The sequence below is a fragment of the Actinorectispora metalli genome (genome assembly GCF_056323685.1).
Genome location: NZ_JBREYE010000002.1, coordinates 175,695 through 199,088, shown reverse-complemented (window position 1 = coordinate 199,088; position 23,394 = coordinate 175,695). Strand labels below are relative to the sequence as shown.

Sequence of the window (23,394 nt, the reverse complement as noted above, 5' to 3'; positions counted from 1 at the left end):
ATCTCGCCGTTGGGGCCGAGGGGGTAGTCGTGGGAAGAGCCACCACCAAGCCCGGACGCAATGAGGAGAGCGACGTCGTCGACGCCGTCCGGGCGGAGAACCACGCGGCATTCGCCGAGCTCGCCGAGCGGTACCGCCCGGAACTTCAGGTGCACTGCTATCGCATGCTCGGCTCCTTCGAGGACTCCGAGGACCAGGTACAGGAGACGTTCCTGCGCGCCTGGCGCAAGCGGGATACGTTCCAGGGCCGTTCCACCTTCCGCGCCTGGCTGTACCGCATCGCGACCAACGCCTGCCTGGACTTCATCTCCCGACGCCAGCGTGAACCCGTCGTCTCCAGCGAGGGTCGGGCCGCGAAGAACGGCGGCGAACCCCCGCTCGAGATCTCCTGGCTACAGCCTTATCCGGACCACCTGCTCGATCTGGTCGCACCGGACGAGAGCACACCGGACGCCAGTGTGGTGGCCAAGGAGACGATCGAACTCGCATTCCTGGCGTCCATCCAGCACCTGACGGCGAAACAGCGAGCGGCGCTGATCCTGTGCGATGTGCTCGGCTCCCCCGCCAGCGAGGCCGCGTCTCTGCTGGACGCCAGCATCGCGTCGGTCAACAGCGCGCTGCAACGGGCACGGGCCACGCTGCGTGAGCGGCTGCCTGCCCGGCGGCTGGAGTGGGCGCCCTCCTCGGACCCGACCGAACAGGAACGGGCCCTGCTGCGCCGCTACATGGATGTCTCCGAGCAGGCGGACATCGGCGCGCTGGCCGAGCTGCTCAGCGACGACGCGAAGCTGACGATGCCGCCGCTGCCGCTGGTGTTCCAGGGCCGCCAGGTCATCCTCGACTTCATCGCTCCGGTGTTCGATCCGGCATCCCCGCAGTACATCGGGCTCTGGCGGCGGATACCGACCAGGGCCAACCGGCAGCCCGCGGTGGCCGCGTACACCAAGCTGCCGCACGAGACGGTGTACCGGGCGCGGCTGCTCGATGTGCTGCGCGTCGAGGACAACCGGATCGTGGAGATCACCACGTTCTCATCCCACCTGTTCACCGCGTTCAACCTGCCCGAGACCCTCTAGTGTCCTGAATCGGACACCGGCGCCTTGCCCGCGATGAGATCCGGGCCGTTTCCTCGTCTCAGTAGATGTCACCTCTTTTTCCAGTGGTATGGCATCGAGAGGATCGCCGACGTGACGACTGAGCAGGCGCCGCCCAAGGCGGGGTGGCGCGAATGGCTGGGGCTCGCCGTACTCGCCCTGCCCACGATGCTGGCCATGCTTGACATCAGCGTGTTGTTCATCGCCTTGCCGCACCTGAGCGAGGATCTGGGCACCAGCGGCACCCAGCAGCTGTGGGTCACGGACATCTATGGCTTCATGATCGCCGGGTTCCTGGTCACCATGGGCACCCTGGGCGACCGGATCGGGCGCCGCAGGCTGCTGCTGATCGCCGCGGTCGCGTTCACCGCCGCGTCCGTACTCGCCGCGTACTCGGTCTCCACCGAGATGCTGATCCTCTCCAGGGCTCTGCTGGGCGTCGCAGGGGCCCCCATCATGCCGTGCAGCCTGGCTCTGATGATGGGCATGTTCAAAGACGCCAAGCAGTTGGGAGTCGCCTTCGCCGTGTGGTCCACCGCCATGATGGTCGGCATCTCGCTCGGGCCGGTGGTCGGCGGTGCGATGCTGGAATCCTTCTGGTGGGGCTCGGTGTTCCTGCTCGGCGTCCCGGTCATGGTGCTGGTGCTGATCCTGGGGCCGATAGTGCTGCCGGAATCACGCAACCCGAAACCAGGCAGACTGGACCTGTTCAGCGTGGTGCTGTCGCTGGGCACGATCCTGCCGTTCACCTACGGGCTCAAGGAACTGGCCAGGACCGGCTGGAGCGTCGCCCCGGTGCTGTGGGTGCTGCTGGGCGTCACGGCGGGCGTGGTGTTCGTCGGCAGGCAACGCAAGCTCGCCGACCCGCTGCTCGATTTGCGGCTGTTCGGTATCCGGGCGGTGAGCGGCGGGCTGCTGGTCTCGCTGACCTTCGCGGCGGTCCAGGGCGGCACCTCGTTCTTCGCCATATTGCACCTCCAGGTGGTCGAGGGGCTGTCCGCCCTCGAGGCCGGTCTCTGGTTGCTGCCGCCCTCGCTGGCGCTTGTCGCCGGGATCAACCTGACCCCCCTGTTCACCCGGCGCGTCCGACCCGCGTACGTACTGGCCGCGAGTGCCGTCGTCGGGGCTGCGGGTCAACTGGTGCTTACCCAGACCGATCAAACAGGGGGCCTGGCAACCCTGGTGGCAGGCCTGTGCCTGGTCTACCTCGGGGTCGGCCCGGTCGGCCCGCTGGTCAACCAATTGGTCATGGGCAACACCCCACCGGAACAGGCCGGTTCGGCGGGCTCCCTGTCCGCGACCTGCGGCGAGTTCGGCATCGCGTTCGGCATCGCCGCGATGGGCAGCATCGGCGCTCTGGTCTACCGCACCACCGTCTCGGTTCCGCCGCAGGTACCCGCCGAGGCCGCGGGCCCGGCCGCGGACAGTGCCGTCGGCGCGATCGGTGCCGCCGAACAGCTTCCCTCCGGCGTCGCGGACGAGCTGATCACTGCGGCCAGAGAGGCTTTCAACACCGGGATGCACACGGTGTCCACGGTCGGCGGCGTCCTGCTGATCGGACTCGCCGTGCTCGCCATCGTGGGGCTACGCACCATCGCCCCCTACGGCGCGACACCCGCCGAAACGGAGAAGACCACCTCACCGAGCGCGAACTGATTGGTTCGCGTACCCCCCGGAGCACGGAGCCCTGCCCGCGTCGATCGCGGCGGGGCTCCGTGCGCGAGTGGCCGGTCAGCGGCGGAACTCCGCGGTCAGAGTGCGCAGCTGAGGGATGATGTCGGTCGGGCTGGGCGTGGCCAGCCAAGTCTCGTGCACCGACTGGGCGCCTCGGCGGTAGAACGGCTCCGACACCACTTCGGCGATCTGCTTGCGGATCTGCTCGACGGACTGGGTCTGGTGATTAAGCCGGAGACCCGCTCCGCGGGCGGTCACGAAATCCGAGCAGACAGTGGCCTCCACCTTCTTCGCGGGCAGCACCCAGTGCGCGGCCGGATGGTCCTGGGCAACGTCCTCTCGCACCCCGAATTCCCGCCCCAACCGGTAGATGCCGGTCTCCGGGACGCCGGTCTGCTCGGCCCGCAGCAACAGCAGGGACTCCTCGGTGTCGCACACCAACTGGGGCACCCGCGTCGCGGCCGCGGCCGAGAACGTGCCGTTGCCGCCATGATGGATGAGGGCCGCACACGTCGGCATGAGCTGGGTGAGGGGAACCCACTCGATCACTCGCACATTGTCCGGTACCCGGGGCACGCCCTCGAGTTGCAGCGTGTTCAGGGTGGCGATCACCTCCACGTCCAACTCGGCGAGCGCCTCGAACAGCATCGGCGTCCTGCCCCAGTCCCCGGCGATGAACCGTCGGGTCGACTCACCGAGCGACAGCGCGACACGTGGTCGCTCCGGTCGTTGGTACAGCCAGTCCTGGAACACCTCGCCGCCGGTGTAGGGCACCCAGCGGACCGGGACCTTGGGGGCGCTGGTCGGCAGGCTCAGGCCAAACGGCAACGGATCGATCGTCCAGTGCCCGAGCAGGAGCCGCTCGTCGCACGGTATGCCGTACCGCTCGGCAAGGGGCCCCACCAGATCGGCCAGTGGGTTCTCCCGCAGACCCGCCGCCCACAGCTTGTCCCGGTGCTTGGCCAACAGGTCGAGGCTGTAGGCGAAGTAGTCCAGGCCGGGTACCAGCCGGGCGTGCGCCGCCCCACTGACCGCGGCCGCCACCGCGCCCGCAGGCATCGTGGGATCCCAGATGATCAGGTCGGGCCGCCAGGCGCCTGCGAAGTCCACCAGCTCCGCCGCCTGCGGCAGGTCCAACCGGACGTAATCGGATACCGGGCTGAGCAGGTACTGGTAGAAGACGATCCAGTGTTCCCGCTCGGTATGGTCGAGCCCCATGACGTCCGCGTAACGGGTCACCTCCACCGGATCCGGGGGAGGCTTGGCGTCATCCCGCATCCTGGCCTCGTGCGAATCGACCGGACCGAGCCGAACCGGAGTCAAGCCGGTGGCCGCGATGGCGGCGGCGAAGCGGCCATGCGAGGCGATCCGCACCTCGTGTCCCGCACTCTGTAGCGCCCAGGCCAAGGGAACAATGGGATAGAGGTGGGCCAGCGACGGATAGACCGTGAAGACGACGCGCATTCACTTCTCCTTCAGCGATGGACGCCGAGGTTCGGGCCTGCCCGAACCGTGTCGGCGATCAGCTCGCAGATGCTCCGGATCTGCTCTTCGCCGACGGCCGTGCCGGTCGGCAATGCCAGCACTCGTTCGGTGAGCGCCTCGGTGCGCGGCAATGGCAGAGGTGCGTGCAGCTCTGCCCGGGATCGGAACGGTTCGATCTGGTGGAGGCCGGGGTGGAAGTAGCGCCGGGACAACACGTTGTTGGCGTGCAGCACCGCGTGCAGCTGATCGCGATGCACTCCGCTGACGCGCTCGTCCACCTCGATCACCAGGTACTGGTAGTTCGCCCGCTCCCCTGCGGCCTGCGGGCGCACCCGGACACCGGGTACCGAGGCCAGGCTCTCCACGTAACAGGCGTGGTTCCGCTCGTTCGCCTCGATGAACCCGTCCATGGCCTCCAGCGAAGTCAGTCCCATGGCCGCGGATATCTCGTGCATCCGGGCGACGGTTCCGGTCCCGGTCACCTCGCGGTTGCCGTTGAACCCCATGTTCCGCATGCCCCGGGCTCGTTCGGCGAACTTGTCGCCGTTGGTGACGATCGCGCCGCCCTCGAAGCTGTTCACGAATTTCGTGGCGTGGAAACTGAACACCTCCGCCAGCCCGAAACCACCGATCGGACTATGCCGGTAGGTGTTGCCGAAGGCATGAGCGGCGTCGAACAGCAAGGGAAGACCATGCCGTGCGGCGACGTCGGCCAACGGGTCGATCGGGCATGGGTAACCGAAGACGTGCACGCCGAGAATTCCTCGGGTGCGCGGTCCGATCAACCGCTCGACATGCAGCGGATCGGCGCCCGCCGACTTCTCCTCCAGATCGCAGAAGACCGGTACAACGCCGATCCAGGCCAATGCCTGGACCGTGGCAACCCAGGTGAAGGCGGGCACGATCACCTCGTCGCCCGCCTCGATGCCCGCCGCCCTTATCGCGATTTGCAGGCCGGTGGTGGCGTTACAGGTCGCGATGCAGTGCCGGGTGCCTGCCAGGGCGGCGACCCGATCCTCGAACTCTCTGACCAGCACGCCGTCATTGCTCAGCCACACACGGTCCAACGCGCCGTTGATCCGTTCCATCAGCCGTGACCGATCGCCGATATTCGGCCGTCCTACGTGCAGCGGTTCGCTGAACTTCGGCCTGTCGACGATCATCGAGTCCCCTCTCCGGAATTCGTGTGCTCGTTGCTGAACAGCTGGAACGTGCCGAGATGCGATTCAGCGAATGTGCAGTCCGGGGACGTACATGATCCATCGGCCACCTCCGTCCCGGAACTCACGCTCTTTCGCCATGATTTCTTCGGCGTGGTTCCAGGCAAACAGCAAGGCATAGTCGGGGTACGGATCGGAAAACGCCGCAGGCGGGCGCACCGGGATGTGCGACCCAGGGGAGAGCCTGCCCTGTTTCTCCGGAGTCGAGTCGCACACATAAGGAATGAGGTCCGCATCGATGCCGCAGTAGTTCGTCACCGTGGCGCTCTTGGAGGTCGCACCATAGCCGAGCACCCTTTTCCCGCTTGCCCGCAGTTCGGTCAGCAGGGCGACCAGGTCGGTACGGATGCCGTCGAGCTTGGCGCCGAAGCGATCGAAGGTCCGCTGCTCGTGCAGCCCCTTGGTCCGCTCCTGCGACAACAACTCACGCAGCGATTCCGTCGGCTGCCGCGCACCGGGCCGGGCGACCACGAAACGCAGAGAGCCACCGTGGACCGGCAACCGCTGCGCGTCGACCAGCTCCAGCCCGAACCGGGCGGCCAGCCGCCGCACCGGATCGAGCGCGAACAGGTAGAAGTGTTCGTCGTAGATCTGATCGAAGTAGACGTTGTCGAGGATGTCGCCGAGATACCGGTCCTCGAACACGAAGATGCCGTCCGGCGCCAACAGCAGGTCCACACCGCGGAAGACCGAGTCCAGGTAGGAGATGTGGCTGATCGTGTTGGCCGAGTAGATGAGATCGGCCCGACCGTGCTCCGCGCTGATCCTGCTCGCGGTGACCTCGTCGAAGAACTCGACGAGCACGGAGATCCCCTTCTCGGCGGCGACCTCGGCGGCACCGGCAGACGGGTCGACCCCCAGATGCCGGACACCGGCCTCGCTGATCGCCTTGAGCATGACGCCGTCGTTGCTGCCGATCTCCACGATGAACTTGTCCTGGCCTGCCAGCTCAGCGGCCAGGAACCGTTCCGCGGTGAGCTCGAAATGCTTGCACATCATGGCCGAACCCGAGGATCGGTACGGATAGTCGGGACGGAACATCCAGCCCCTCGGCACCTCCTCCAGCTGCTGCACCATGCCGCAGCCCCGACAGGCCCCGATACCGAGGTCGAAGAACGGCTCGACGTCCAGCTCACCGGGTTTCATGAACGCGTTCGACACGGGTTGCCGACCGAGGTCCAGGTACTTCGATACGGCGCCGCGGCAGATCCTGCAGGCGAATTCAGCTGATTGAGACTCTGAAGATCTCACATCCAGCAACCCCCTCCCAGGGAGGCATTATCAGCAGTCTTCAAGTTTCGTCACGCAAATAGAATGCATGACAAGAAATGTCAACGGCTTCTCTGGATATGCTCTTCATGGGACAGCCCGACATGATCGACCGCATGACGGGGGTAAGATACGATCAACAAGGACGATCTACACCGGATCAACCCGGCGGACGACCATGTGGCTGTAGTTCGCGATTTCCCGGAATGGCGACACCGTGGCCATTGCCATTTCCAGGGTGAGCAGGTCGGCGAAGAACGACTCCGAAACCGGGCGCCCATCGCGGGGCAGCAGGTCCCAGAAGGCTCGCACCCCATAGGTCTCCACCGATGACAGCCCGGCGGCGGACAACCCCGGCGCCAGCTCCTGCGGCCGGTAGTCCCTGGTCAGGGCGCGGAAGACCTTGTTCGGCTGCGTCTGCCTGCCGAACGAGGCCAGAGCGCCCGCCGGATCGCGGTTCACCACCGCGGTCTTCAACACGCGGGCATCGGGATTGCTGATCAGCAGGCTCAACAGCCCACCGGGCGCCAGTACGCGGCCAAGCTGACGCAACGCCGCGTCGGCATCCGTCAGGTACTCCAGCACGCAGTGGCAGAGCACCAGGTCGAAGCTCGCCTCGGGGAACACCGTGTCCAGTGCCAGCACGTCACCCGGTATCAGTTCCACCGACTCCGGGACGGCCGACCTCGCCTGCTCGAGCATCGTCTCCGCGAAGTCCACCCCGGTCACGCGATGGCCGAGGCCTGCGAAGCGGGCGGCCATGGCGCCAGGGCCGCATCCCGCGTCCAGGACCCGCACCGGCCGCTCACCGAGGTGTGTGCCGAGTTGCCGCATGATCATCTCGGCGCGGAGCCTGCCCCATGGCGCGGCCATGTAGCCCGCGAACTCGGCGGCGCCGTCGTTGAAGACGGTCGCACGGTTCTTCGTCACTGGCGTTCCCTGATCTCGACGAGCAGGAAAGGCACCGTGGCACGGCACCGAGCCACGCCACGGTGTCTCGTCTCAGGCCTCCATCCGCTCGCGGAGGTACTTGGCGGTGACCGATTCCTTGTTCGAGGCGAGATCGGCCGGGGGACCTTCGAACACCACCTGTCCGCCCTCCTTGCCCGCGCCGGGCCCCAGGTCGAGTACCCAGTCGGCACGCGAGATGACGTCCAGGTTGTGTTCGATCACGATCACTGTGCCGCCCGCGTCGACCATCCGGTCCAGCAGGCCGATCAGCGTGTCCACGTCGTTCATGTGCAGACCGGTCGTCGGCTCGTCCAGCACGTACACCTGCGCGGCGTTGCCCAGTTCGCTGGCCAGCTTCAATCGCTGCCGCTCACCACCGGACAGGGTGCTGACCGGCTGCCACAGGGTGATGTATCCCAGCCCAACGTCGTCCAGCGAACCCAGCGTCGCCTGGATCTCCGGTTCGGTGAAGAAGTCCTTCGCCTCGATGACGGACATCTGCAGGACCTCGCTGATGTTGCGCCCACGCAACTTGTGTTTCAGGACGTCGGCGGTGAACCGCTTGCCCTCACAGGTGTCGCAGGTGCTCACTACCGGGTCCATATGCGCCAGGTCCGTGTAGATCAGCCCGAGCCCCTGACAGTCCGGGCAGGCACCCTTGGAGTTGGCGCTGAACAGGTTGGCGTTGACCTTGTTCGCGGTGGCGAAGGCCTTGCGGATCGGGTCCAGCATCCCGGTGTAGGTGGCCGGGTTGGATCGCTTCGAGCCCCGCAGGACGTTCTGATCGATCAGGACCGCGTTCGGGCAGTGCTTCGGCAGGCATCCCTGGATCAGCGAGCTCTTACCCGAGCCCGCCACCCCGGTGACCACGGTCAGCACACCTTCGGGAATCTCCACGGTGAGGTCGCGCAGATTGTGCAGCCGCGCGTTCTCGATCCGGAGTTTCCCGGTGGGTTTGCGCACCGCTTCCTTGATGTCCTGATGTCTGCTGAGGTGCTCGCCGGTGACCGTGCCGGAGGTGCGCAGCCCGGCGAAATCACCCTGGTAGACCACCTCCCCACCGTTGCGGCCCGCGTGCGGACCGAGATCGACGATGTGATCGGCGATGGACATGACCTCCGGCTTGTGCTCCACCACCAGCACCGTGTTGCCCTTGTCCCGCAGGCGCACCAGCAGTTCGTTGAGCCGATGCACGTCATGCGGGTGCAGGCCGACGCTGGGCTCATCGAACACATAGGTCATCTCGGTCAGGCTGGAGCCAAGGTGCCGCACCATCTTGACCCGCTGCGATTCACCGCCGGACAGGGTCGAGCTTTCCCGATCGAGGCTGAGATAGCCCAGTCCGATATGGACCAGGTTCTCCAGCTTGGCGGCCAGCGAAGAGGTGACCGGTGCGATGGAGGGATCGGTGATGCCCTGGACGAAGTCGGCCAGCGCGCGCACCTCCATCGCGGCGCACTCGGCGATGTTGACGCCGTCGATCTTGCAGTCCAGCGCCGCCTTGCTCAGCCGCGCCCCGCCGCAGTCGGAACACGGTCCGGTGCGGACGATCTTCTCGAATGCCTCCCGCAGGTAGGGCTGGAGTTGAGCGACGCCCTTGGACACGTAGAGCCGCTTGAACCGGGGCAACAGGCCCTCGTAGCTCATGTTCCACGCCTTGCCACCCGCCATCGTCTTGACCTTGACGTTGTTCAGGTTGAGCAATTTGTCAAGCTCGTCCTCGGTGTATTTCTTCACCGGCTTGTCATTGTCGAAGAAGCCCGAGCTGATGAAGATGTTCCAGTTCGTGGTGTCCGGCGCGAACGCGGGGAACTGGATCGCCCCCTCGTTGAGCGATTTGCTCCGGTCGAGCAGCGCGTCGAGATCGATGTTCGAGGCCTGGCCAAGGCCCTCACAGCCCGAGCACATTCCCTGCGGATCATTGAAGGAGAAGACCTTCTGTCCGCCCGCCGCGGGTTTTCCCACCCGGGAGAAGATCAGCCGGAGCAGCGTGTACGCGTCTGTCGCGGTACCGACCGTGGAGCGTGCGTTTCCGCCCATCGGCTGCTGGTCCACGACGATCGCCGCGGTCAGGTTGTCCAGCGAGTCCACATCGGGCTGTCCGTATCTGGGCAGCAGCGACTGGATGAACGTCGGATAGCTCTCCTTGATCAACCGCTGTGATTCCGCGGCGATCGTGCCGAAGGCGAGTGAGGACTTCCCGGAGCCGGAAACGCCGGTGAACACGGTGATCTTCTGTTTGGGGATGTCCAGCGAGACATTCTTCAGGTTGTTCTCGCGGGCACCTCGAATCTCGATGTCGCGGTGGATGACCCTTCTCCATTCCAGTCGGGGGAGGTAAACCCGGTGGAGGGTGACGCGGACCAACCCTCCACCGGGCGCTTCGGGCGCTGTTGGCTACTTCGCGAGGGACTTGCTGACGATGTCGGTCAGCGTCGCGGCGGTAGAGAAGTCACCGGAGGTGTAGCGGTTCTTCATCAGCGCGAAAGACGTTCCAGTCGCCGGGTCGGCGTCCGCGTGGGTGCCGGTCATGCCGCCATAGCCGAATTCGGTGGGGGGCGTCGCCGGAGCCGGGTCGAACCGGCCCGTGAAGTAGCCCAGCGTCTTGGGCATCGGGAACTGCATGACCTGGTCGACGTCTTCCACACACACGGTGCACATCCGCTCCAGCCGCTCCGGGGACACGAGCCGGACCCCGTCGACCTCGCCGAGTAGCGCGGCGTACATGCGGGCGATCGCCCGCGCCGACATGGTTCCACCCGCGGGCACATCGGCCTTCAGGAAATTCCGGCTGTTGTACAGGTCGACGCTCGGCTGCACCGAGGGCGGTGCGATCTTGAAGATCGGGTGATCGGCGGGGAGTTCGAACGCGGGCGGCTCGTCCAGCGGCACCTCGACCAGGCGGGCGACCCGGTCCATCGCGGAATCCGGCACGCCGAAGTACATCTCGCCGCTGATACCGAGCGGCCCGGCAAGCTCCTCCTCGAGCACCTGGGACAGCGGCTTGCCCGCCGCCCGGCGAATGATCTCGCCGACGATCCACCCGAAGCTCATCGCGTGGTAGCCGCTCTGGGTACCCGGCTCCCACCAGGGCTCGCTTGCCGCGATGGACGCGGTCATCTTGTCCCAGTCGCCCAGGTCGTCCGGGGTGATGTCCTCGGCCAGGGCGGGCACGCCCGCCTGGTGGGTCAGCGCGTGGCGCACGGTGGCCTTTCCCTTGCCATGCGCGGCGAACTCCGGCCACAGTTCGGCGATCGGGGTGTCGTAATCGAGCGCACCACGCTCAGCCAGCAGATGGGCCAGGGTGGCGGTGATGCCCTTGCCCACGGACGCGGCGAAGAACAAGGTGTCCTTGGCGACCGGCCGGTTGGTTTCGGGATCCGCGACACCGGCGGTGGCGTCGACCACCAGTTCGCCGTGCTGATAGACGGCGACCTGCAGACCCGTCTCGGCACCGGACTCGACCAGCTGGTCCATCGCGTCCTGTACCGCTTTTTGCACGTCCTTCATGATCACTTTCCCTCGATCGATGGTCAGTTGCCCGACGCCATGCGCCAGGATGGCTTCCTGCGCCAAAGCCCTCTGTACGTATGACTCTCACCGCGCGGAAAACTCATCGGTCACGCGAACAACCTCACGCCGCGATCGTCAGCGCGGACCGGCTTGCAGCGACCGGACGAACCGGCGCACGTCGCTGACCAGCAATTCCGGCTGTTCCATTGCGGCGAAGTGTCCACCCTTGTCGAATTCGGTCCACTGCGAGAGGGTGGGCAGCGCCCGCTCCGCGAACGAGCGGATAGGCCGGGTGGCATCCTTGGGGAAGACGGCCACACCGACCGGCATGGTCAGTGGCCACGGCCCGCCCCAGATGCGCATGAAATCCTGGGTGGTCCTGGTGGTCTCGAAGTACAGTTGGGCGCTCGGGCCTGCCGTCCTGGTGAGCCAGTAGATCGTCACGTGGGTCAGCAGGGCGTCCCGGTCGATCACCTCTTCCGGTCCGGTCACCGAATCGGTCCACTCCTTGAACTTCTCCACGATCCACGCCAACTGTCCGACCGGCGAGTCGGTCAATGCGTAGGACAGCGTCTGTGGCCGGGTGGACTGGAGCTTCGAATAGCCCGTTCCGTCCTCGAGGAAATGTGCCCCGTGCTCCAACTTGGCCATATCGTCGGCGTTCAGCGACTGCACCGCGGTGGGGTCGTCCTCAGGGGGGAAGGTGACCAGCATGTTCAGGTGCACCCCGGCCACGTGCTCCGGATCGACCGAGCCGAGCCGCAGCGAGGTCACCTTGCCCCAGTCGCCGCCCTGGGCGACGTACCGGCGGTAGCCGAGCCTGCGCATCAACTCGGCCCAGGCCCGCGCCACCCTGGTGATGTCCCAACCGGGGGTGCCGGTCGGGGGTGAGAAGCCGTGTCCGGGAAGCGACGGGACGACCACGTGGCACGCGTCGGCCGGATCACCGCCGTATCGGCGGGGATCGGTCAGCGGCTCGATCACGTCGACGAACTCGGCGACTGTTCCCGGCCAGCCATGGGTCATGATCACCGGCATCGCGTCCGGCTCCGGCGACCGGACGTGCAGGAAATGCAGCTTCGTGCCGTCGATGGTGTCGATGAACTGAGGGAACTGATTCAGCCGCCGCTCAGCGGCGCGCCAGTCATAGTCATGCCGCCAGTACGCGGTCAGGTCCCGGAGATAGTCCAGCGGCACCCCACGGCTCCATCCCGAACCGGGGATCTCCGTCGGCCACCGGGTCTCATCGATCCGCTTCCGCAGGTCTTCGAGTTCGGACTCCGGTATCTCGATACGAAAGGGAACCATGTCGGCACCTCGCATTTCGTGTCGGGCGATGGTCCTCCCGGCCGAGTCTTCACTCGCCGATCCACCCGGGCATCTCCTTCCGTGCGCCGCCACCAGGCCCCGGCGACCACGCGCGAATGCGGGGATCACCGGTCAGTCGGCGACGATGACGACCTTGCCAACATGACGCCCGGACGCCAGATACCGATAGGCCGCCGCCGCCTCGGAGAACGGGAACGCACGGTCGATCACCGGCCGCAGCCCGGCACGGCCGATGGCCGCGTTCATCGCCTCGAACGTCTCCCTGCTACCCACGTGCATGCCCTGCATGATCAGCCCCTTGCGCAGCACCCGGACCGGGTCGATCCCGCTGCCCTGGCTCAGCACTCCGATCACGCTGATCCGCCCACCGGTCCGCACCGCGCGCAGGGATTCCAGCAGCGTGCCCGCCCCGCCGACCTCGATCACATGGTCGACTCCGCCGCCGGTCGTCTCGTGGATCAGGCTGCCCCAGTGCGGTGTCTCGGCGTGGTTCACCAGCAGCGCGGCACCCAGTACGCGCAGCCGATCGAGCTTGGCATCGCTGCCGGAGGTGGCCGCCACCCACGCGCCTGCCAGCACGGCGAACTGCAAGGCGAACACCGACACTCCGCCACTGCCCAGCGTCAGGACGCGCTGGCCGGGGGCGACGGCCCCACAGGTGACGACGGCGTGCCACGCGGTGGTGGCGGCGCACGGCAGGGTGGCGGCCTCGGGGTATCCGAGGTGTTCGGGAATCGCGACGAGGGCCGCCTGGTCGAAGACCACGTATTCGGCCAACACCCCGTCGACCGGGCCGCCCAGCGCGGAGGCGATCTTCGAATCGGTCGGTGGCCCGGACGTCCAGCCCGGCATGAAGACGCCCGCCACCCTGTCCCCTGCCGCCCAGCGGTCCACCAGGGAGCCGGTCCGCACGACCTCGCCCGCCCCGTCGGAGAGCGGAACCAGGTCGGGCTTCATCCCCTGTCCATACCGGCCATCGGCGATCAGCAGGTCCCGATAGTTCACCGACCAGGCCCGCATGCGCACCAGCACCTCGTGCGGCATCGGCTCCGGCACATCGCGCTGATCCACCCGGAGGGCGTCCGGGCCGTGGAACTCGGGCAGGTGGAAATACCGCACGGGGTCTCCCTCAGGCCGCGCCGTGCCTCCGGTCGGGAACTCCGCCCACGGCGGCCACGAAATTGGTGATCATGGTCATGCCGCCCCTGGTGCAGATGCTCTCCGGGTGGAACTGGGCCGATTCGATCGGCAGGGTGCGGTGCCGCATCCCCATGACATAGCCATCGTCCAGCGACCGGGAGGTGACCTCCAGACAATCCGGCACGGTCTCCTCCACCACCACCAACGAGTGATACCTGGTCGCCGGAAAATCGGGCTTCACCCCGGCGAACAGTCCCTTGCCGTCGTGCCGGATGCGGCTGACCTTGCCGTGCATCAGGTGCTCCGCCGGCACCACGCTGGCTCCGTAGGCCAGCCCGATCGCCTGGTGCCCGAGGCAGATGCCGATCATCGGTATCTCACCGGCGAACTCGGTGACGATCTCCACGTGACCCGACTCGGCCGGACTACCTGGTCCTGGTCCGAGCAGGATCGCGTCCGGACGGGCACGACGCATCTCAGCCAGGCTCAGCGCGTTGCTGCGCACCACGACCGGCTCGGCGCCCGCGGACATCAAATACTGCTTGAGTATGTAGACGAAACTGTCGAACGCGTCCACAACCAGCACTTTCACCGCAGTTCCCTCCCGGTGACCGCCCAGTACGCCGCGCCTGCCTTGGCCAGGGTCTCCGTCCACTCTCGCTCGGCGACGGAGTCGGCGACGATGCCGGCGGACGCTCGCGCGCGGTAGCACCCGTCCCGGTGGATCAGGGTGCGGATGCAGAGCGCCAGGTTGGTGTAGCCGCCGACGTCGATCAGCCCGATCGCGCCGGAGTACAGCCCCCGGCGGCTGCGTTCCAGTTCCTCGATGATCTCCATCGCCCGGATCTTCGGCGCGCCGGTCATGGTGCCCGCAGGGAACAGCGCGGTGATGATGTCGAAGGCGTCCCTGCCCGGTTCCGCCTGTCCCACCACGGTGGAGACCAGGTGGGACACGTGCGAGAACCGTTCCACGACCAGCGCCTGCGGCACGGCGAGGGTATCCCGCAGACAGATCCGGCCGATGTCATTTCGGCACAGGTCCACCAGCATGGTGTGCTCGGCGAGTTCCTTGGGGTCCTTCCGCAGCGAGCGCGCCGCCTCGGCATCCTCGCCGTCTCCGCGATGGGGAATCGTGCCTGCGATGGGCCGCATCGTGACGGTGCCGTCCTGCACCCGGACGAACAATTCCGGGCTGGCCCCGATCACGGTGTGGCCCGCGAGCGCCGAGAGGTACATATACGGCGACGGGTTGCGCTCACGCAGCCGCTGGTACACCTCCAGCGGATCGATGGTGCTCGATATCCCTATCTCGTGACCGATCTGCACCTGGTAGATGTCACCGACCGCGATGTGCTTGAGGCTCTGCCGCACCGCCTCGGCGTACTCCTCGTAGCTGGTGTCATCGCGCACGGAGGCAGGCGGCGGTTCCCCGGAGGTCCGCGGCGGCGGTCCCGCCGTCGCCAACCGCCGGGTGATGTCCGCCGGGTCGATGCCAGGCCACAGCGGGGACTCGGCGAGCACCAGTTCCGACTCACCGCTGCGGACGTCGGAGATCAGGTATCCCTGGCAGAGCACCAGTTGTACGTCAGGAAGGTCGGGCCGCGGCTCGATCAACCGCGGCAGCCGTTCGATGTATCCGGCGACGTCGTAACCGAAGTGCGCCAGGAAGCCGAAGCGGAAACACCCGGCCGACCCCGCCGTCTCGAAGCTGTCCCGGACCGCGCGCAACACGTTCCACAGCCGGTCGGGTGCGGGCAGCCGCAGCTCTCCTCCGATGTTCGTCAACAGCGGCCGGACACGGCGAAGCACGGCATCGCGCACGGCGGGCACTCCGTCCACCCGCACCACCCCACTGCTCACCGACACGGTGAGCAGGACGCCGAACCCGGTGAAGTCGTGCCGTCGATCCTGCTCCGGCCCACCCGCCGACTCCAGCAGGTGCACCTGCTCCCGGCCGAACCGCTCCGCCAGCGCCGAGTACGCCCGCAACGCGTCGATCCGCGGCACCGGGTGCCGCACGGTGCGTACCGGAATTCCGGCGGTGTCCTGGCTCTTCATCGCTCGCTCGCACCCGAGGTGATGGCGTAGCGATGCGCGACCTCGCGGGCGATGAGCGCCGCGTCGTCCGGTGCCGACCGGTTGTCCACGATCCTGGCGGCCTTCCAACTGACGAACGCGCCGGTATTGGTCACCGGATCGAGTTCGTCGTCGATGACCACTTCGACCGGAACCCCGAGCGCCGCACGCACCCGATCGGCCACCTTGGCCGTGACCGCGCCGGGAGCACCGGTGATTCCGGGTAACAGGTCAAGGTGCACCGTGACCGTTTCCCCGCGGGCTCCCCCGTCGATCACCACCTGGTACCCGAGACAGCCCACCACGTCGCGCATGATCGCGGCCTCCAACTCGGCCGGATGCAACTCGACTCGCCCGATGGCGATCCGGTCGGCGACTCGGCCGTGCACGTCGATCAGCGATCCTGCTCCGCCGCAGGCACATCGCTCGTCGGTGACCGTGACCAGGTCGCCGGTCCGGTATCTGATCAACGGTTTGCTCCCGTCGATCAGCATGGTCAGACACAGCTCGCCGGTCCCGGTGCCACCGAGCACCGCGTCGCCGTCGGGTTCGATGAGCTCCACCAGGTAGTTCGGGTCGGACAGGTGCAGCCGTCGCTGTGCGCAGCCGGTGGCGATGGCCAGCGCCTCCTGCGACCCGTACAACGTCGGCACCGCCCGCGCGCCCCAGATCGAGGCGATGTTGTCGGACAGCTCCGGGGTGCAGATCTCGCCGAGCACGAGGAACATCCCGATGTCGAAGTCCGTACGCGGGTCGTAGCCGTAGTGCAGTGCGGCCTTCGCCAGGCTGAGGCACAGCGCGGGAGCGCACACCACCACCTCGGCGCGCAACTCCTTGAGCAGCCGCAACGCCTTCTGGAACCCGACCCGGCTAGATTCCGGCCAGATCTTGGTGTGGCAGGAGTCGAGCCGCTGAGCCACCTCGCCGAAGGTGTCGCCGAACGCGTACAGCTCCGACGGGCCCATGAGGGCGATCACCGGCATCCGGGAACCGAACCGGTCGGCGAACAGCCGACGCCAGGACTGCTCGACGTGGATGTTGCTCTGAGCGATCTCGTTCGCGCTGCGTGGACACGGAATCGCCGCCCCGGTGGTACCGGTCGTCTCGTAGTAGATCGCCGCCTCGGACACCGGCCCGCTCAGCACCGAGTACATCGCCGTGCGCAGATCCTGTTTGGTGGTGAAGGGCAAGCGGTGCAGATCGGCTGGGGTGATCGCATCCACATCGAAGCCCGCCAGGTGCTCGCGGTAGAAATCCGATCTCTTGGTGACGTGCCGCAATACCGTGGTCAGCCTTGCCGCGTACCACTCCCGCCAGTCTGCGGATGACAGATCCTGCGCGTGATACCGGCGGCTGAACCGCTCGTAGTCGGGTGACAGGTGAGTAGCTGACATCGCCTCGGCCTCCGTGGGTGCCAGTGGCTTGACAGGGACTGTTGTCCGGCAGCCCTCGGCCGCTCAGCCGATCGGTGAGTGACGGCTGGCGAACCAGGCGTCGTCGCGTTCGTTGGCCCGGTCGGTGTCCAGGCCGTCCCGTCCGGTGAGCTCGCGGTGTTCGGCGATGACCTCCATCATGTCGACCATCCGATGAAGCATCCGGTCGATCATCTGCAGCCCCTCGTCGTCGTACTGGGCGTCTCCTGGCTGATTGCCGTAGACGATCGCCGGAAATCCGCTGCCGATCAGCACCATGCGGTTGAGCAGGACGTTGGTCACCAGGTGGCTGTGCACCTCGGTGTGGGCGTACCGGCGTCCGGTCACGATCACCCCGGCCACCTTGTTGGTCAGTGGCCGCTCGAATCGCAGATACCCGACGCCGGATCGCTCGATGAACGCCTGCATCAGCGCGGACGTCCCGAATCCGTGTACGGGCGCGGCGTAGAGGATTCCGTCCGCCAGTGCCATCTGCTCCACCACCGAGGCGACGTCGTCCTGCACCGCGCACGGCACCGTGCGGGAGTTGCAGTCACCGCACGGTCCGCACGGGGTCATGCGCAGATCAGCCAGCCGCACGATCTCCAGCTCAACGCCCCGCGTCGCGAGAATCTTCGCGGCATACTCCAGTACGTAGAGGGTGTTCCCCTCCGATCGCTCCGAACCGTGGATCGCCACGACCTTCTTGGGTTTCGCACTCACCGCAAGCCCCCCCCTCTCACCAGTCGCCGACTACGCCGAGGGCGCGGGCGTGCGTCGCAGCCGCCGCTTTCCATACCGGATGATCGGCTGTTCGACCAGGTAGTAGCTCACTGTGGCGGCCGCGGCCGTGCCCAAACCGACGATGATCAACAGTGGGAAGAACCCGATCTGGTATCCCGCCTCCACGATTTCGAACTGGTTCATCGGCGCGGTGCGGCCGTTGATGTTGCCCTCACCCACCGCGAAGTCGAGCACGACGACGTGCCAGAGGTAGAGGCCGTAGGAGATGCGACCGAGGAAACCCACCACGGGGTTGGTCAGCGTGATGTCCGCCAGCCGAGAGCGCACCTCCGGCACGGTCAGCGGAGCGATCAGCAGACCGGAGAACAGCAGGGCCAGCAGATGGTCCAGCTGTAGCTGCGCCACCGACCATGCGTCCAACCCGAACTGCTCACCGAGCGGCTTGGCCAGGTTCAGCAGGTAGACGCCAAGGGCGATCAGCCAGCACAAGTTCGGCCACTTGCGCACCAGTCTCCAGAATCCGGGGCTCCGTCCCGTCACATCCGCATAGGCGGCCAAGGTCGCCAAGGCCATACCGATGGCCAGCGGACCGACGTAGTGCGGCGGCCAGAAGGCCAGGTCGGTCACGCCGTACTGGGTGTCGACCCGTACCGACGGCAAGCTGCAGTACACGTGCCAGCCCCAGCCGATGACCACGAGGGGGATCAACCCGACCAACACCCGCCGCGTCCGTGCCCACGGGTCGGCGGCCCGGCGGGCGTACCGGCCGATGAGCCAGGCGAGCGGGGGCAGGGCGAGGTAGAACGCGAACTCGGTGGTCACCGTCCACGTCGGCTCAATGCCCGCGGGCCAGTCGGCCATCCGGAACGAGTGCAGCAACAGCACCGGACGCAGCACCGACCAGATCCCGGTGATGGAGTACAGGTTCAGCGTCAGCAACGCCACGGCCAGGACCAACCAGTACGCGGGTAGCAGCCGCAACGCGCGCCGCACCAGGAACTGGCCGCCAGATGGTGTCGCCGTACCGCGAAGCGCGGACCTGACGAACGGGCGGAACAACAGGTAACCGGACAAGACGAAGAACGGCGGCAGGAATAGTTCGAGTCCGGAGAACAACCAGCCCCAGAACGGAACTCCCGGCCTATCCACGAAAGGCAGGACGCCACCGGTGGAAGCCACGTGATAAAGGAGTACCAGGGACGCACAGATACCGCGAATACCCCCCAGCCTGGGGTTGTGTGCAGTGGGCACGGCACCTGTGCCGCGCTCGTCCAATACATCGGTGGTGGTCATTGTTAAGCCCCCATGTTCGGTGGTTTCCCGCCGCCCCCAGCGCCGGGTGCTATGCGACGACCATTCGTCGCAGTGAAATTCCTGTCAGCTTCGGACGGTTTCCGACTGCTGATCGACGTCCTTCATCACGTAGAACTCGAAATCCACGAATTGCCCGAACATCGCCACCCGCAGTTCCGCGAGGGCGGCCCGCACGGCTGCCCGCACCGCCGGAATATCGGCGGATTCCAAGCACTGAAGGGAGGCGTAGCAATCGATTAGCCGTCGTTTCTGGTCCTCGGTGAGCTCACCGCTGGCGTTCGTCATGGAATCTCGCCGCCTTGATCTCGAATCGGGGAAGGGTTCCTCTGCCTGCGATCTCCACCTGTGGCCGGAGCCCGATCTCGTGCTTGACCTGATCGCTGATGCGCTCGGGCAGGTCCGTGATGTCGGTGCCCGGTTCGGCGACCACCTCGACCCGCAACAGCACGGTGTCCAGGCCGCGATCGGTACGCAGCACGGTCTGGTGCTCACTCACCTCGGGGAAACCACGGAGGACGTCCTCGATCATGACCGGGGTGAGCGAAATGCCCCTGATCTTCTTCAGGTCATCGACACGACCCAGAATGCCGCCGTCGTACCAGTCCCAGGTCCGGCCGCAACCACATTCGTGCCATGGCCGCCGGATCACCAGATCCTCCGTCCAGTGGCGGAAGATCTGCAGGCTCTCCCGGCCAAGGCCGGTGGTCACCCGCACACCCTGCTCGCCGTAGCCCACCGGGAGGCGGGTCTCCGGGTGCAGGACCTCCTCGATGACGCCGGACTCGATGATGTGGCAGCAGTTGCGCGTCGTCGGGCATTCGAACATCGACACCGCGCCCAGTTCCGTCGTCCCCGCCGCGTTGTACACGCCGGCTCCGAAGGCCTTGGCGATCGCCTGCGTCGTCGAGTCCGGTCGCGGCTCCGCCCCGGCCAGGATGATCTTGACGTTCGCCTCGGTCGCCAGGTCGACGCCCATCTCCCTGGCCGTCTCGATCAACCGCATCGCGTAGCTGGGCGTACAACCGAGCACCTCGATCTGATGCTCGACCAGCAACTGGATGCGGACCTTGGAATCCAGGCCACCGGTCGGAATGACCATGCATCCCATGCGTTCCAAGGCGTAGTGGATCCCCCAGAAGCCCATGAACAGCCCGTAGCCGAACGCGGCCATGCCGCGGTGACCAGGGCGTACCCCCATGCCGTGCAGCGCCGTGCAGAACGTGTCCACCGAGAACGCCCAGTCCCGCGCCGTATCGAACGTCCGGATCGGCGGATGGCCACTGGTTCCGCTGGTCTGGTGGTACCGAGCGGCCAGCGCCGGATCGGTGGACGGCCAACTGCCGAAGGGCGGCGCCAAGTGCTGCGCCGTCATGAGATCCGACTTGTACAGCAACGGAACCCGGGCGAAGTACTCGTCAAGCGAGTCGATGCGATCGGGCAGCCGTTCCCGCCAGAACTTCGAATTGCGCCTCGCGTACGCCAGCGCGTGCTGCAGCTTCCGCCACTGCCACCGAACCAACTCCTCCCGCGGCATGGTTTCCGTCGTCGGATTCCAATACTCGCCGTGTCCAGGCCGGACGCGCTCGGGCGACACCATTGCACCTCACCTAGAACCTGGCCGTTCGATGGTCGAACCCCACTGTCGATATCGTCATCGAGGACTGGTTCGCGTTGCTTCTTGCGAAATGCTGCATTCGTCGCCGATCAGAACCGGCAGCGTCCGGTGGCCGCGCACCAGCCATCGCGGGCGATAGTCGGCCTGTCCCGCAGGAGCAAGGTCGCGGAAGCGACGCAGCAGCATGGGCAGCGCGATCTGCGCCTCCATCCGGGCAAGCGCCGCTCCCACGCACAGGTGCATGCCACCGCCGAAGCTCAGCGGCTTGTTGTCGGGCCGATCCGGGTCGAACCGGTGCGGCCGCGGGAACCGACGGGGATCCCTGTTGGCCGCGGCCAACAGAAGCAGCACCTTGGTGCCCGCGGGCACCAAGGTGCCCAGCAGAGAGACATCGGCGGCGGCCCACCGGGTGGTGGCCTGCACGGGCGGCTCGAACCGCAGGCTTTCCTCCACGAAGCCCGCCGCCAGTCCCGGTTCGGTGCGCAGCCGCGCGGCGACATCCGGATGCTCGAAAGCCAAGTGCAGGGCATGGCCGAGCAGATGGGTCGTGGTGTCGAACCCCGCCACCAGCAGCAGCACCAGGTTGCCCACCAGTTCATCCCGGCTGAGCCGATCGCCGTCGGAGTCGTGAACCCGCACCAGGGCGCTGATCAAGTCGTCTCCGCTGTCTCGGCGGCGGCGGTCGATCAGGTCACCGAAGTAGGCGGCCAAGGCGTCCATCGCCGCATCGGCCTTGTCGAGCGTCGACAGGTCGGTGTTGCCCTCCAGCGCGACGGTCACATCGGCGGACACCCTGCGGAACCACATCTGGTCGTCCTCGGGGACGCCGAGCAACTGCCCGATCACCGCGACCGGGAGCCGGAACGCGAACTCCGCCATGAAATCCACCGGCGACCCGTCGGCTGCCTTGGCCGCCATCCGATCGAGGAGCCGGACGACCAACTGCTCCACCACGGGTCGCAGGGCGGCTATCCGCCGCGGTGTGAACGCTCCTGTCACCAAGCGCCGCATCCTCCCGTGGTCGGGCGAATTGGTGTAGAGCATCGAATCGGTGAATCCGCGCAGCGAAGAATGCTCGCGCCAACCGGGGAGGGTGAGGTCGTGGCTCTTCTCGTCCTGGACGGCCAGCAGGGGCTCGCGCAGAGCCTGCGCGCACTCGGCGTAGCCGACGGCCGCCAGCATGCCCTCCTTGATCCGCACCAGACCGCCGTGCGCCCGGACCGCCTCGTAGTGCGGGTACGGGTTTCGGCGCCCCTGCGGGGACAGCAGAGCGGCAATCGCCTCAGCGGGCCGCATCACCGGCGGTTCCTTCCCGCACCCGCAGTTCTATGATCGACAGTGCGCTCGCCGGGTGCACCGCCACCATGTCGAGTCCGCAGGCCCTGGCCAGCGCGACGAGCTCGGTCGCTGCGCGTTCCCTGCCGCCGTAGTAGACGAGCATCCGAAGGTCCATCGCGGGCGGCGGCGACTTCCCGTCGGCGCCGATCCTCTCCACGATGAACACCGCACCCCGCGGGCCCGCCGCTTCCGCGCAGCGGCTCAGGATCACCCCGGTGGCGCGGTCGTCCCAGTCGTGGAGGACCGAGGAGAGGACGTAACCTCCCGCGCCAGGCGGCAGGGGCTCGAAGAAGCTGCCCGCCACCACATCGGCGCGGTCGGTGAAGCCCGCTGCCGCCAGCGCCTTGCGTGCCACCTCCGCGGTGTCGGGCTTGTCGAGCACGGTGCCCCGCAAACCGGGATACCTGGTCAACATCGCGATCAGCAGCGAACCATCGCCGCCCCCGACATCGACAACATGGCCAAGCGACCCCCAGTCGAAACCCGCGACGATGTCGGGTCCCCTCACCGCGACATCGGCACCCATCCGGGCGTCGAAGGACGCCGACCGCGCAGGGTCCGATGCCATGTCCTCCCAAAAGGAACGGCCGAAATGACGGGGGAAGGCCGCCTCTCCGGTGCGGATGCTGTGCAGCAACTCGACGAAGGACAGTTCGGCGCGACCGACCGCGCCGTCGATATCCAGCATGTCCCGCAGTCCCGAGGGGTGGCCGCTGCGCAGCGGCTCACCCAGAGCAGCCAGCGAGTACCGCCCGGACTCCGCTCGGCTCACCACGTTCTTGGCAGCGAGGAACCGCATCAGCCGCTCAAGGGCATCCGGATGGGCCCGAACAACCTCGGCCAACTCCGCCGCGGTTTGCGCTCCGGCGAGGAGATGGTCCGCGAGGCGCAGTGTCGCCGCCACGCGAATTGCCATTGCGGTGCCCAGATGCGCCATTGCCCACAATTCAGCGCTCATTGTGTCCCCGCCTGCCAACACGGCCTCCTACACCACATCCATCCGGCTTCGACACGCTCCTTTGAGGATGGCATTCGAGGGTTAGGACAACTTCTTCCATAGTGCTTCTCAACCATCCGCCGATGGTCCACGCAAACGGTTGACGGATGCCTTCAAAGGGCTATGAGAGGGCTTTGACCAGCATGAGCTCCAGTTTTTACACACATTTAGGGGGCTATGCAGATTCGCACCATATCCATTTCGGGCGAAACGGACAATCTTA

At 66.7% G+C, this 23,394-nt stretch carries 19 protein-coding genes; 2 read left to right on the top strand and 17 right to left on the bottom strand.

Features of this window, described 5'->3' with window-relative positions:
• The first annotated feature begins 29 nt into the window (after nucleotides 1-29).
• Nucleotides 30-1,076: an RNA polymerase subunit sigma-70 gene (locus ACU6XJ_RS21205; RefSeq protein WP_476314455.1), complete on the top strand. Its 1,047-nt coding sequence runs from the start codon at nucleotides 30-32 to the stop codon at nucleotides 1,074-1,076.
• A gap of 111 nt (nucleotides 1,077-1,187) precedes the next feature.
• The gene (locus ACU6XJ_RS21200; RefSeq protein WP_476314452.1) at nucleotides 1,188-2,750 is read left to right on the top strand and encodes an MFS transporter; all 1,563 of its coding nucleotides are present in this window, start codon (nucleotides 1,188-1,190) and stop codon (nucleotides 2,748-2,750) included.
• A 75-nt stretch (nucleotides 2,751-2,825) separates the two neighbouring features.
• On the opposite strand, the gene ACU6XJ_RS21195 is transcribed toward ACU6XJ_RS21200, so the two are convergent.
• The 17 genes from ACU6XJ_RS21195 to ACU6XJ_RS21115 all read right to left on the bottom strand — a co-directional run bounded on the left by ACU6XJ_RS21195 (nucleotide 2,826) and on the right by ACU6XJ_RS21115 (nucleotide 23,132).
• Nucleotides 2,826-4,232, bottom strand: coding sequence for a nucleotide disphospho-sugar-binding domain-containing protein (locus ACU6XJ_RS21195; RefSeq protein WP_476314449.1), 1,407 nt, complete (start codon nucleotides 4,230-4,232; stop codon nucleotides 2,826-2,828).
• 11 nt (nucleotides 4,233-4,243) lie between these two features.
• A complete protein-coding gene (locus ACU6XJ_RS21190) occupies nucleotides 4,244-5,416 on the bottom strand; it encodes a DegT/DnrJ/EryC1/StrS family aminotransferase (RefSeq protein ID WP_476314446.1) in 1,173 nt (390 codons plus the stop codon).
• A gap of 63 nt (nucleotides 5,417-5,479) precedes the next feature.
• Nucleotides 5,480-6,724, bottom strand: a complete 1,245-nt coding sequence (locus tag ACU6XJ_RS21185; protein ID WP_476314443.1) for a methyltransferase domain-containing protein — start codon at nucleotides 6,722-6,724, stop codon at nucleotides 5,480-5,482.
• Nucleotides 6,725-6,892: 168 nt separating this feature from the next.
• Nucleotides 6,893-7,672 (bottom strand): class I SAM-dependent methyltransferase, encoded by a 780-nt coding sequence (locus ACU6XJ_RS21180; protein WP_476314441.1) that lies wholly within the window; start codon nucleotides 7,670-7,672, stop codon nucleotides 6,893-6,895.
• A 72-nt stretch (nucleotides 7,673-7,744) separates the two neighbouring features.
• Complete coding sequence (locus tag ACU6XJ_RS21175; protein WP_476314438.1) at nucleotides 7,745-10,060, bottom strand: ATP-binding cassette domain-containing protein; 2,316 nt, start codon at nucleotides 10,058-10,060, stop codon at nucleotides 7,745-7,747.
• Nucleotides 10,061-10,090: 30 nt separating this feature from the next.
• Nucleotides 10,091-11,203: a serine hydrolase domain-containing protein gene (locus ACU6XJ_RS21170; protein ID WP_476314435.1), complete on the bottom strand. Its 1,113-nt coding sequence runs from the start codon at nucleotides 11,201-11,203 to the stop codon at nucleotides 10,091-10,093.
• A gap of 138 nt (nucleotides 11,204-11,341) precedes the next feature.
• On the bottom strand, nucleotides 11,342-12,514 hold the full coding sequence (locus ACU6XJ_RS21165; RefSeq protein WP_476314433.1) for an epoxide hydrolase family protein: 1,173 nt from the start codon (nucleotides 12,512-12,514) through the stop codon (nucleotides 11,342-11,344).
• Nucleotides 12,515-12,646: 132 nt separating this feature from the next.
• A complete protein-coding gene (locus ACU6XJ_RS21160; protein WP_476314430.1) occupies nucleotides 12,647-13,654 on the bottom strand; it encodes a zinc-dependent alcohol dehydrogenase family protein in 1,008 nt (335 codons plus the stop codon).
• 10 nt (nucleotides 13,655-13,664) lie between these two features.
• Nucleotides 13,665-14,267: an anthranilate synthase component II gene (locus ACU6XJ_RS21155; RefSeq protein WP_476314427.1), complete on the bottom strand. Its 603-nt coding sequence runs from the start codon at nucleotides 14,265-14,267 to the stop codon at nucleotides 13,665-13,667.
• Nucleotides 14,264-15,733, bottom strand: coding sequence for an anthranilate synthase component I family protein (locus ACU6XJ_RS21150; protein ID WP_476314424.1), 1,470 nt, complete (start codon nucleotides 15,731-15,733; stop codon nucleotides 14,264-14,266). Before ACU6XJ_RS21150 ends, ACU6XJ_RS21155 begins: the two co-directional genes overlap by 4 nt.
• Complete coding sequence (locus tag ACU6XJ_RS21145; protein ID WP_476314421.1) at nucleotides 15,730-17,145, bottom strand: phenylacetate--CoA ligase family protein; 1,416 nt, start codon at nucleotides 17,143-17,145, stop codon at nucleotides 15,730-15,732. The genes ACU6XJ_RS21150 and ACU6XJ_RS21145 overlap by 4 nt, the downstream gene beginning before the upstream one ends.
• A gap of 63 nt (nucleotides 17,146-17,208) precedes the next feature.
• Nucleotides 17,209-17,886 carry a flavodoxin family protein gene (locus tag ACU6XJ_RS21140; protein ID WP_476314419.1) on the bottom strand — a complete coding sequence of 226 codons (678 nt, stop codon included), beginning with the start codon at nucleotides 17,884-17,886 and terminating at the stop codon, nucleotides 17,209-17,211.
• 30 nt (nucleotides 17,887-17,916) lie between these two features.
• A complete protein-coding gene (locus ACU6XJ_RS21135) occupies nucleotides 17,917-19,200 on the bottom strand; it encodes an acyltransferase family protein (protein WP_476314417.1) in 1,284 nt (427 codons plus the stop codon).
• An 84-nt stretch (nucleotides 19,201-19,284) separates the two neighbouring features.
• Complete coding sequence (locus ACU6XJ_RS21130; RefSeq protein WP_476314414.1) at nucleotides 19,285-19,506, bottom strand: DUF6052 family protein; 222 nt, start codon at nucleotides 19,504-19,506, stop codon at nucleotides 19,285-19,287.
• On the bottom strand, nucleotides 19,487-20,815 hold the full coding sequence (locus ACU6XJ_RS21125) for a phenylacetate--CoA ligase family protein (protein ID WP_476314411.1): 1,329 nt from the start codon (nucleotides 20,813-20,815) through the stop codon (nucleotides 19,487-19,489). The genes ACU6XJ_RS21130 and ACU6XJ_RS21125 overlap by 20 nt, the downstream gene beginning before the upstream one ends.
• Before the next feature lie 57 nt (nucleotides 20,816-20,872).
• Entirely contained in the window at nucleotides 20,873-22,132 is a 1,260-nt protein-coding gene (locus ACU6XJ_RS21120) for a cytochrome P450 (RefSeq protein ID WP_476318562.1), read from the bottom strand.
• Nucleotides 22,119-23,132 carry a methyltransferase gene (locus ACU6XJ_RS21115; RefSeq protein ID WP_476314409.1) on the bottom strand — a complete coding sequence of 338 codons (1,014 nt, stop codon included), beginning with the start codon at nucleotides 23,130-23,132 and terminating at the stop codon, nucleotides 22,119-22,121. The genes ACU6XJ_RS21120 and ACU6XJ_RS21115 overlap by 14 nt, the downstream gene beginning before the upstream one ends.
• Nucleotides 23,133-23,394: the final 262 nt, after the last annotated feature.

Bases quoted from the DNA above. Each gene is read 5' to 3' on its own strand.
- ACU6XJ_RS21195 (WP_476314449.1), bottom strand. From the start codon at position 4,232: ATGCGCGTCGTCTTCACGGTCTATCCGTCGCTGGCCCACCTCTATCCC.
- ACU6XJ_RS21190 (WP_476314446.1), bottom strand. From the start codon at position 5,416: ATGATCGTCGACAGGCCGAAGTTCAGCGAACCGCTGCACGTAGGACGG.
- ACU6XJ_RS21170 (WP_476314435.1), bottom strand. From the start codon at position 11,203: ATGAAGGACGTGCAAAAAGCGGTACAGGACGCGATGGACCAGCTGGTC.
- ACU6XJ_RS21165 (WP_476314433.1), bottom strand. From the start codon at position 12,514: ATGGTTCCCTTTCGTATCGAGATACCGGAGTCCGAACTCGAAGACCTG.
- ACU6XJ_RS21150 (WP_476314424.1), bottom strand. From the start codon at position 15,733: ATGAAGAGCCAGGACACCGCCGGAATTCCGGTACGCACCGTGCGGCAC.
- ACU6XJ_RS21145 (WP_476314421.1), bottom strand. From the start codon at position 17,145: ATGTCAGCTACTCACCTGTCACCCGACTACGAGCGGTTCAGCCGCCGG.
- ACU6XJ_RS21135 (WP_476314417.1), bottom strand. From the start codon at position 19,200: ATGACCACCACCGATGTATTGGACGAGCGCGGCACAGGTGCCGTGCCC.
- ACU6XJ_RS21130 (WP_476314414.1), bottom strand. From the start codon at position 19,506: ATGACGAACGCCAGCGGTGAGCTCACCGAGGACCAGAAACGACGGCTA.
- ACU6XJ_RS21120 (WP_476318562.1), bottom strand. From the start codon at position 22,132: ATGCGGCCCGCTGAGGCGATTGCCGCTCTGCTGTCCCCGCAGGGGCGC.
- ACU6XJ_RS21115 (WP_476314409.1), bottom strand. From the start codon at position 23,132: ATGAGCGCTGAATTGTGGGCAATGGCGCATCTGGGCACCGCAATGGCA.